Below are 9,969 nucleotides of genomic sequence, written 5' to 3' on the forward strand. Positions count from 1 at the left end.
GCACTTGCTGCCCCGACCGCGCCCCGCGCCGCTGATCTTGCACTTGCGGCCCCTCGGGTGGGGCTTTTGTGCGCCTTGCCGGGGCGGTAAGTGCAAGATCGCGGGGGTGAGGGGGTGGCGTGGGGCGGCCCGCCCGGTGCGGGGCACCGGGCGGGCCGACTCATGTGTGTTTCGGGTCAGCAGCGGGTGGGGGAGAGGGTGAAGTCCTCCACCGTGGGCGTGCTGCTGTTGATCTTCGTTTGGCGCGTCTGGGGCTTCCAGCCGTCCTTCGCGACGATCAACGTGAGCGGGTTGTTGCGCCGGTCCATCCAGTAGGCGTACCGGCCCTGGGCGTCGGTGGTGAAGGTGTAGGAGTTCGCCCAGGAGTCGACCTGCACGGTCACGCCCGCCAGCGGCGCCGTCGCGCCCTGGCAGCTCTTGCCGGAGACCGTGCCGGACAGCTTGCCCCAGGTGTTCGGCGGCTGCGCGATCATGGTCACCGCCACCGGCTCCACGGTGTACGGGGTGTCCTCCTTGATCGCCACCGACGCCGAGTACGTGCCCGGCTGGTCGACGTTCGCCGTCATCGTGAGGGTGACGGTGACCTTCTCACCGGGCGCCAGCGTGACCTTCGACTTGTCGACGGTCAGCCAGCTCACGTCGGCGGCGGCCTCCGAGCACTCGGAGAAGCCGGGCAGGACCTCGCTGTCCTTGGTGGCCGTGAAGCTGCCCGACGAGCCGCCGATCTTGTAGAACCCGCAGGCCGCGCCGCCCCGGTAACGGGGGGTGTTGGCGTTGGGCAGGTTCGCCCACGAATTGGTCGCCGGGTCGAAGGCGAAGCCGGCGTTGGTGATGGCGCCGCCCTGCGACCCGCCGACGACCAGCAGCTTGCCGTTCGCCACCGCGTACGAGGAGGCCCAGCTGTCGGCCGGCGCGTCCGGGATGGCGGTCCAGGCGTTCGCGGACGGGTCGAAGGCGTACCCGGCCTTCTGCGACGTGGTGCCGTCGTTGCCGCCGGTGCAGTAGACGGTGCCGTCGATCCCGCCGCAGGACAGGAACGCCACCGACTTCGGGTACGCGGGCAGCGTCTCCCAGGCGTCCGCGCCCGGGTCGTAGCGGACCACCGAGTTGGACATCGGCGTGCAGCTCGCGGTGGTGCAGCCGCCGATCGCGTACAACTTGCCGCCCGCGACCGCCCGGCCGGCCGCCGAGCGCGGCGCCGGGTTGTCGGCCTTGCGGGTCCAGGTGTTCGCCGCCGGGTCGTACGAGAAGGTGGCGGCGTCCGGTCCGGCGGCACCCCAGCCACCGGTGGCGACGATCTTCCCGTCGAGCACGCCGACCGTCATGGCGTTACGCGCGCCGGGCAGGTCGGCGATGCCGGTCCACGCCTGGGCGATCGGGTCGTACCGGTAGTTCTTGGCGCTCGACGTGGTGCCGTCGCCACCGGCGATGGAGTAGACCTTGCCGTCGACGCTGACGACCCGGTTGTCCATCACGTTCGACGGGTAGCCCGGGATGGTGGTCCACGGGTCCGCCTGCGGGGCCGCCGCCGCGCCGATGCCGGTGGACGACTTGCCGGACGAGCGGGCGGCGAACGACGTCGCGGCGGTCAGCCGCTGGACCGGCGCGCCGGTCGAGCCGAGCAGCGCCTGCTGGGACAACTGGGAACCGTCGGCCCGTTGCAGCACGAACCCGCCGTCGCGCTCACTGAACTCGGCGTTGACCGGCGCCCCGCCGGTGTTCGTCACGGTGAACGTCTTGCTGACCTTCCCGCTGGGCATCCGGACCGTGCCGGTGATCGAGGCCGGCTTCACCGACAGCCGGCCGGCGGCGAGCTGGAAGTTGGCCGCGGTGGCCCAGTCCTCCTCGACCGTGACCTGCTTGGTCTGGCTCACGTAGTTGCCCGCGCCGGCGGTGAACGGGTGCTTGCCGGTCAGCGACGAGAACATCCAGTAGAAGCCGTCGGGCAGTTCGGTGTCGTCAGGCGTGGCCACCGTGGTGGCCTTCTCCGCCGGGCGGTCCTTGCTGGTCACCGTGGCGCCGTTGACGTAGCTGTTGTCGTTCTTGTCGCGGACGTGGCCGAGCACCAGGCCGCCGTTCACCGGCTTGCAGACGAGCGTGCTGCCGATGAGGACGTTGTCGACCTGCCACCACCATTCCCAGCTTGCCTCGTAGTAGTGGAAGCGCACCCGCACCTGCGACTGGCCGGCCGCCTGCGGGATCGGCACCTCGGTCACCCGCGGGCCGCGTACGTCGGCCGCCTGCCGCAGCACGTTGCTCCACGTGGTGCCGCCGTCCAGGCTCAGGTCGACGTCCGCGCGGTCGCTGTTGAGCCAGTTGTAGTCCTGGTTGAACCGGATCACCGGCGTGGTCACGCCGGTGAGGTCGACCACCGGGCTGACCAGCGAGGTGTCCTGCTGCCCGCCGCTGCCGTAGTTGTCGCTGTCGATGATGGCGAAGTTGCCGCTGCCGCCGGTCAGGTTGCCGCGCTCACCGGCGTCGGTGAACTCCCAGACCTGGCCGGTGCCGGCGTTGTCCACCACGGTCCAGCCGTCCGGCACGCCCGTGCCGTCGAACGTCTCGTACTCGCCGTCGGAGCTGACGGTGTAGCCGGGGGCGGTGGTGCACGCCTCGGGGTTCGCCTGCACCGCGATGTTGGCGACGGCGTTGCCCGAGCCGACGGTGACCTCCTTGGTGGTGGTCAGGTAGCCGGCGTACTGCGGCTCGACAGTGAGCCGGTAGGTCGCCCCGGACGGCAGCGACAGGCTGTAGCGGCCGGTGGTGGGCGTGGTGTAGTCGGAGATCGGCGTGCCCTCGACGCTCACCTTCGCGTACAGCGGCCAGCCGTGCCCGGACCCGTCGGTGACCTGCCCGCTGACCGTCACGCTCGGCACCGCGGTGAGCGCGACGTCCAGCGTGGTGGTCGTGTTCGCGGTGACGGTCGCGGACAGCGTGCGCGTGGCGTACCCGAAGGTGGAGACGACGACCTGGTAGTCGCCGGCCGGCAGCAGCGAGGAGTACGTGCCGTCGGCGCCGATGGTCAGCGTGCGGTCCGCCGCGCCGGACAGCGTGACGGTGGCGCCGGCGATGCCCGCGCCGGTGGCGGCGTCGGTGACCTTGCCGGCCAGCGTGCCGTTGTCCCCGATCGGGGCGGCGGCGAGCAGCGCGAGCGCGTCCAGCCGGCCCTCGCCGTAGACGTTGTTGTCGTCGGTGGTGCCGCCGCACTGGGTGTCACCCTTGTCGATCGCCGCGTCGTCGAGCAGCGCGCGGGTCGCCGGGACGTCGCCGACCAGGGTGGGCGCCGCCGACCAGAGCAGCGCGATCGCGCCGGCCAGGTGCGGCGCCGCCATCGAGGTGCCGCTGATGCTGGCGTACGAGTTGGTCGGCACGCTGGAGCGCACGTTGACGCCGGGCGCCGAGATGTTCGGCTTGATCTCGCCGTTCTGCCCGGTGCCCCGGGACGAGAAGCTGGCGATGTTGTTGTTGACGTCGTACGCGCCGGCCGAGTAGTTGCTGGCCAGGCTGCCCGGCGAGCCGCTGGTCTGGCAGGACGGGCCGTTGTTGCCGTTGGACCAGACGCCGAAGATGCCGGACGCGGTCCAGGCGTTCGTGACGTCCTCCATGAACGGCTCGTTCGACGGCGTCCTGGTGCCCCACGAGTTGTTGATGATGTTCGGCCGCTTGCTGGCGTCCGGGTTCTGCCCGTTGAGGTCGGTGGGCTCCAGCATCCACTGGCCGGAGGAGACCAGCGCGGCGTCGGACGGGCAGCACCCGTTCGCGGCGATCCACTTGACCTCGGGGGCGACACCGATCTGGTTGGCCCCGTCGGCGCCGGCCATGGTGCCCATGGTGTGCGTGCCGTGGCCGTCGGAGTCGCACGGCGCGGTGGCGCACTCGTCGGCCGCGTCGAACCAGTTGTAGTTGTGGTCGAAGGTGCCGTCACCGTTGTTGCCGCGGTACGAGCTCACCAGCGCCGGGTGGTCGAACTGGACGCCGCTGTCGATGCTGGCCACCGTGATGCCGGCGCCCTTGACGCCGTACTGGGACCAGACGTCGTCGGCGTTGATGTTGGCGATGCCCCACTCCAGCGCGTTCGCCGACTTCTCGTCGGTGCCCGGGATGGTCTCGGGGAGCTTGTACTCGATCGGCGCGTACAGGCCGTCCACCTCGGAGTGGGCGGCGAAGTTCTGCGCCATGGTCAGCGAGCCGTCGGTGACCTTGATGGCGTTGGTGGCCCAGAAGCTCTGGTACTTCGTGCCCGAGCGGTCCAGCTCGGCGCGGATCTTGGCCTGGCTCTCCGCGGCGGTCTTCTTCAGCGCCGCCGCGACGGCGGCGCCGCGCTCGTTCCAGTCCTTGATCGCGGCGGCCTTGCCCAGGTCCGCCTTGCCCGAGAAGTGGATCCAGAAGTCGCCCTCGCTCTTGCCCTCCAGCTGCCGGGTGAGTTCGGGGCGGATCTTGTCGCCGGCCGACGCGCCGGTAGCCGTGCCGGCCTGTGCTCCAGTGCCGGTGGCGGCCAGCGCGGTCGCGGCGAGCACCAGGGCGGCGCCCGCGCTCACCAGCCGCCGGGCCGGGCCCCATCTGTGTGGACGTCTCAGCATCGGTGCTGCCTCCTGTTCCGATGACCCGCTGATGATCGAGCCATGGCAGAAGGGCCAGGAGACGCGCTCTCCCGACTGGTCGCACCGGTATTACCAGAACCCCCCAGGCCCCCTAGGTGTCCGTGCGGGTCTACGCCGGTCACCTGAATGGACACTATGATCGACATGAGGGAACGATCAATGACCGTACGTGAGCAACATGTCACCAACAGGCCCCCGGATCGGATGGCTTGTTGACAGCTTTTGTCACGGTGGGGCGCGGTGACGACTGACGGCACGAACGCGGCGAACTCCGGCACCGAGCCGCCGGAGCGGCCCTTCTCGCTCGTCATCGGTGTGACGTCGTCCCCGGCCGAACGGGTGCGGCTGACCGAGCTGCTAGACGGCGTCGCGCCACTGTTGATGGTCGCCGATCTGGACGAGCTGCGCGAGTTGATCACAGCGGACGCGCCGGACCCGGCCGGCGCGCCGGGTCCGCCCGTACCCGAGCCGAAGCCCGCGCCGGACGGCGCGCTGGTGATCGACGCAGCGCGCTCCACCGCCCGGTGGGGCGACCGCGAGACCGCCCTGACCCGGCTGGAGCGCGACCTGCTGACCTGCCTGACCGCCGAGCCGGTACGGGTGTGGAGCTACGCCGAGCTGCACCGGGCGGTCTGGCGCGACGCGCCGACGCACGGCCGGGCCGACGTGCAGTCCCTGGTGAAGCGGTTGCGACGCAAGCTCGACGAGCTGGGCACCGGCGTCACCATCGCGGCGGTACGCGGTGTCGGCCTGCGGCTCACCGACCACCGCCACCCCTGGGTGCGGGGCGACTGAACGCCGCGGCGGCCGGACGGCGGAACCCGTGGTCCGATCGGAGGAGCGGGCCTGCCGGTGTGGCCGGAATTGATGGCGACCGGTCGATTACCGGTGCGGCACGTATCGCGAAATGTCTTTGCCTCCTACGGTGGCGTCCGGCACGCGGACGGAGGGACCCGGGAATCACCCGAGGGGGGCCGTCCCGGCGGACAGGGAGAGTCATCTCGATGCGAGTTTGGAGTCGCGCGGTGGCGGTCATCGCCGCCGGCGCGGTCGTGGTGGTGGGCGTACCGGCGCTCGCCGGCACCGTCGTCGTGCGGGACGCCGGCGCGGCCGGCCGGACCGGCGCCCAGGCGACCGGGAGCAGCGCCGCGCTCGGCGCCGCGCGTACCACCGCCACCCGGGCGCTGGTCACCCCCGGGGACACCCGGCTGATGCCGACCACGCCCCGCACCGACACGCCGCGGATCACCAACGGCGAGATCACCGACATCGAGGTGATCGGCAACCGGGTCTTCATCGCCGGCACGTTCACCTCGATCGCGAACGTCGGCGGGTCCGCGATCGCGCAGAAGTCCCTGGCGTCGTACAACCTGGACACCGGCAAGGTGGACACCGCGTTCAAGCCGGTCATTGACGGGGCGGTCACCGCGGTGGAGGCGTCACCGGACGGCTCGTCGCTCTACATCGCCGGCACGTTCAACACGATCAACGGCGTCACCAAGCGCAAGATCGCCCGGCTGAACCCGGCCACCGGCGCGCCGATCGCCGCGTTCACCGCCACCGCCAACGCGCGGGCCACCGCGCTCGCGGTGAGCGGCAACGCGGTCTACGTCGGCGGCCAGTTCGCCACCGTCAACGGGGTCAGCCGCAGCGGCCTGGCCGCGCTCAACCCCACCACCGGCGCCGTCGACACCGGCTTCAACCTGCCGCTGACCGGCGGCATCGGCGTCGGCGGCATGCTCACCGTGCAGCAGCTCAAGCTCACCCACGACCGCAGCAAGCTGCTCGTCGTGCACACCGGCCGCCAGATCGCCGGCCAGGACCGCTACGGCGTGGCCCTGATCGGTACGGCCAGCAAGGCGCTGCTGCCCTGGCGTACCCGGCTGTGGGAGGACAACCTCTCCTTCGTCGGCGGCATCCAGCGCGTCTTCGCCGGTGACATCGCGCCGGACGACTCGTACTTCGTGGTCACCAGCGGCTCCGGCGGCGACCGGCCGCCGATCAACGACACCGCCATCGCGTACCCGCTGACCGGGAACGACCACGTCGAGCCGCTCTGGATCTCCCGGCACTTCGACAGCATCTACTCGGTCGCGATCACCGACACCGCCGTCTACGTCGGCGGCCACTTCAGCTGGCAGGAGTCGCCCACCTCGAACGTGCCGTGGCCCGGCCTGGACAACGTCGGCTACGGCACCGGCCAGGGCCTCAGCGGCTACGGCCTCGGCGACCAGGTGGTCCGCCGCGACCACCTCGGCGCGCTGGACCCGCTCACCGGCACCGCGCTGGAGTGGAACCCCGGCTCCAACTCGTACGAGGGCGAGAAGGCGATGCTCGCCACCTCGCGCGGCCTGCTCGTCGGCGGTGACGGCAACGTCAAGGGCGGCAAGACCACCGGCCGGGTGGCCTTCTTCGACCTCTCCAAGGAGCCCGCGCCCGCGCCGCTGGACACCACAGTCACCACGCCGATCGAGGGCGCGGTGAAGCCGGCCGGCGAGGAGTTCACCATCAGCGGCCAGGCGCTCGCCCCGGCCGGAGTGGCCCGCGTCCAGCTGGAGATCCAGGACCGCAACAGCGGCAAGTACCTTCAGGCCGACATGACCACCTGGGGCGCGTTCAAGGCGATCAACACGACGCTCGCCGCGCCGAACGCCACCTCCACCACGTGGAGCCTGCCGGTGACGCTGCCGGCCGGCGTCTACCAGTTGCAGGCCAAGACGTTCGACCGCAACGGGGCCGGCGACACCACAAAGGCGGTCAAGAAGATCGAGACGTTCCGCTTCGACGACCTGCCGCCGTCGACCCGGATCAGCTCACCGTCGGCCGGCCTGCTCGCCACGCAGACGTTCGTGGCCTCCGGCACCGCCACCGACGACAAGGGCGTCAACTCGCTCATCTACTCGTTCCGCACCCCGGACAACAGGTACCTGCAGGACGACGGCACCGTCGCCGCCGTCTACAACACGTTCCGCGGCGAGCCGGACGTGATCGGCGCGACGTCCACCACCTGGCAGTACGAGGTCACGCTGCCCACCGAGGGGCAGTGGAAGATGACCGCCACCGCCGTCGACACCACCGGGCAGAGCGACCTGCGCGGCGACACCCGCGACTGGACCGTCTCCGCCAACGGCGTACCGCCGACCGTGGCGATCACCTCGCCGGTGGCGATGACCCCGCCCGGCAACCCGGCGCCGCTCACCGTCGCGCCCGGCGGCACGATCACGTTCGCCGGCACGGCGAACGACGACGACGCGCTCAAGTCGGTGGAGATCTACCTGCGCAACAACACCACCCGCGAGGCGCTCGCCACCGACGGCACCTGGGGCGCCGACTCGGTCGCCGGCTACCACCGGATCTCCCCGGCCAACCTCGACGCCGCGACGTTCGACTGGTCGTTCACCACCGTGCCGCTGACCCCGGGCGTCTACGACTTCCGGGTACGCGCCACCGACAAGCTCGGCCTGACCACCTCCAGCAACAACATGGGCCGGCTCACCGTCACCGCTCAGGTGCCCGGCGACGCCTTCCCCAACGGGTTGCTCAGCTTCACCGGCACCAACCAGGACATCGACCAGCTGCACCTGGACCTGGCCGGCACCGCCACCGACGACAAGGGCGTACGGGCGGTCCGGATCGCGCTGCGCGACCTGGACACCGGCCGGTACGTGCAACCAAACGGCACCATGGCCGCCGCGTTCGCCACTGTCGACGCGACGCTCGCCTCGCCCGGCGCGACCAGCACCGCGTTCACGCTCTCGATCGACCTGCCCACCCGGGGCACGTACAGCGTCGAGGCGTGGGCCGTGGACACCGCCGGTCAGCAGGACAACTCGACAAGCGGCGCGACCGCCCGCTACCTGGTCTACCCGGGTGACACCGACCCGACGCTGGAGCCGAGCATCACGCCGGTCGAGGGACAGGCGTACACCGGCGGCCGGATCGTGATCACCGGCCGGGCCGTGGACGACGGCGGGATGCAGAAGGTCGAGGTGCAGATCGGCAACAGCGCCGGGCAGGGCATGAACTCGGCCGGCACGTTCGGCCGGGCGGGCGCGCCGAGCAGTTGGCCGTGGATCGCCACGTTCCTCACCAGCCCGGGCTCGCCGGGGTCGAACTTCGCGTACACGTCGCCGGTGATCCCGGCCGGCACGTACACGGTGACGATCCGCGGCATGGACAACCGGGGGCAGTACCAGCAGCCACCCCGTACCGTCACGGTGACCGTCACCGACTGACCGGACGGCCTCGCGGGCCGGTCCGCGCCGGGTCTCCCGGCGCCGGGCCGGCCCGTGCCCGTTCTCAGGGCTGGATCAGGCACATCCCGGCGACCGTCGGCCGGTCCATGGTGGCCAGCGCGTCCGGCGCGGCGTCCAGGTCGATGGTGCGGGTGACCAGGTCGGCCGGGCGCAGCACCCCGGCGGTGACCAGCCGCAGCATCTCCGGGTACGCGTGGGCCGGCATGCCGTGGCTGCCGAGCAGCTCCAGCTCGTACGCGATCACCAGGTCCATCGGCAGCGCCGGGCGGCCCTGCGCGGCGGGCAGCAGCCCGACCTGCACGTGCCGGCCGCGCCGGCGCAGGCCCTCGATCGACGCCACGCAGGTGGCGTGAGCGCCCAGCGCGTCCAGCGACAGGTGCGCGCCCCCGCCGGTGGCGTCCCGGATCGCGGCGGCCACCTCGGCGGGACCGCCCAGCGTGCTCGCGTCCACGCAGACAGCGGCGCCGCTGCGGCGGGCCAGTTCCAGCGCGCCGGGCGACACGTCCACCGCCACCACCCGCGCCCCGCTCGCCGCCGCGATCATCACGGCGGACAGGCCGACGCCGCCGCAGCCGTGCACCGCCACCCACTCACCGGCGGCCACCCGGCCCTGCGCGATCACGGCCCGGAACGCGGTGGCGAACCGGCAGCCGAGCGCGGCGGCGGCCGCCTCGTCCAGCTCGTCCGGCAGCCGGACCAGGTTCACGTCGGCGTGCCGTACCGCGACCAGCTCGGCGAACGAGCCCCAGCCGGTGAAGCCCGGCTGGGTCTGCCGCTCGCAGACCTGCTGGTCGCCCGCGAGACACGACGGGCACCGCCCGCACGCGCAGACGAACGGCGCGGTGACCCGGTCGCCGGGCCGCCAGCCGCGTACGTCCGGTTCGGCCGCCACGACGACGCCGGCGAACTCGTGCCCCGGCACGTGCGGCAGGCGGATGTCCGGGTCGTGGCCCTGCCAGCCGTGCCAGTCGCTGCGGCACAACCCGGTAGCGCCGACCCGGACGACCACCCCGTCCGCCGCCGGCACCGGATCATCCACCCGGCAAACCTCTGGCCGCACCCCGAACCGCTCGAACACCACAGCACGCATGCCCCCGATCCTCACACCCCTACCC

The 9,969-nt window shown here is 71.8% G+C and carries 4 protein-coding genes; 2 read left to right on the forward strand and 2 right to left on the reverse strand.

Annotation, left to right across the window (positions count from 1 at the left end):
* Positions 1–176: 176 nt before the first annotated feature.
* Complete coding sequence (locus tag BAW75_RS04390) at positions 177–4,577, reverse strand: S8 family serine peptidase (RefSeq protein WP_104112732.1); 4,401 nt, start codon at positions 4,575–4,577, stop codon at positions 177–179.
* Between the two features lie 261 nt (positions 4,578–4,838).
* On the opposite strand from BAW75_RS04390, the gene BAW75_RS04395 reads away from it, so the two are divergent.
* Both BAW75_RS04395 and BAW75_RS04400 read left to right on the forward strand, forming a co-directional pair.
* On the forward strand, positions 4,839–5,393 hold the full coding sequence (locus BAW75_RS04395) for a winged helix-turn-helix domain-containing protein (protein WP_104112733.1): 555 nt from the start codon (positions 4,839–4,841) through the stop codon (positions 5,391–5,393).
* Positions 5,394–5,602: 209 nt separating this feature from the next.
* A complete protein-coding gene (locus BAW75_RS04400) occupies positions 5,603–8,833 on the forward strand; it encodes an Ig-like domain-containing protein (RefSeq protein ID WP_104112734.1) in 3,231 nt (1,076 codons plus the stop codon).
* A 64-nt stretch (positions 8,834–8,897) separates the two neighbouring features.
* Here the strand turns inward: BAW75_RS04400 and BAW75_RS04405 are convergent, their stop codons facing one another.
* Complete coding sequence (locus tag BAW75_RS04405; RefSeq protein WP_244206008.1) at positions 8,898–9,893, reverse strand: zinc-dependent alcohol dehydrogenase family protein; 996 nt, start codon at positions 9,891–9,893, stop codon at positions 8,898–8,900.
* Between the last annotated feature and the right edge of the window lie 76 nt (positions 9,894–9,969).

This window comes from Micromonospora chalcea (assembly GCF_002926165.1).
In the GTDB taxonomy this organism is placed as follows: domain Bacteria; phylum Actinomycetota; class Actinomycetes; order Mycobacteriales; family Micromonosporaceae; genus Micromonospora; species Micromonospora chalcea.

Excerpts from the sequence above, each read along its gene's own strand:
- BAW75_RS04400 (WP_104112734.1), top strand. The coding sequence starts at position 5,603 with ATGCGAGTTTGGAGTCGCGCGGTGGCGGTCATCGCCGCCGGCGCGGTC.
- BAW75_RS04390 (WP_104112732.1), bottom strand. The coding sequence starts at position 4,577 with ATGCTGAGACGTCCACACAGATGGGGCCCGGCCCGGCGGCTGGTGAGC.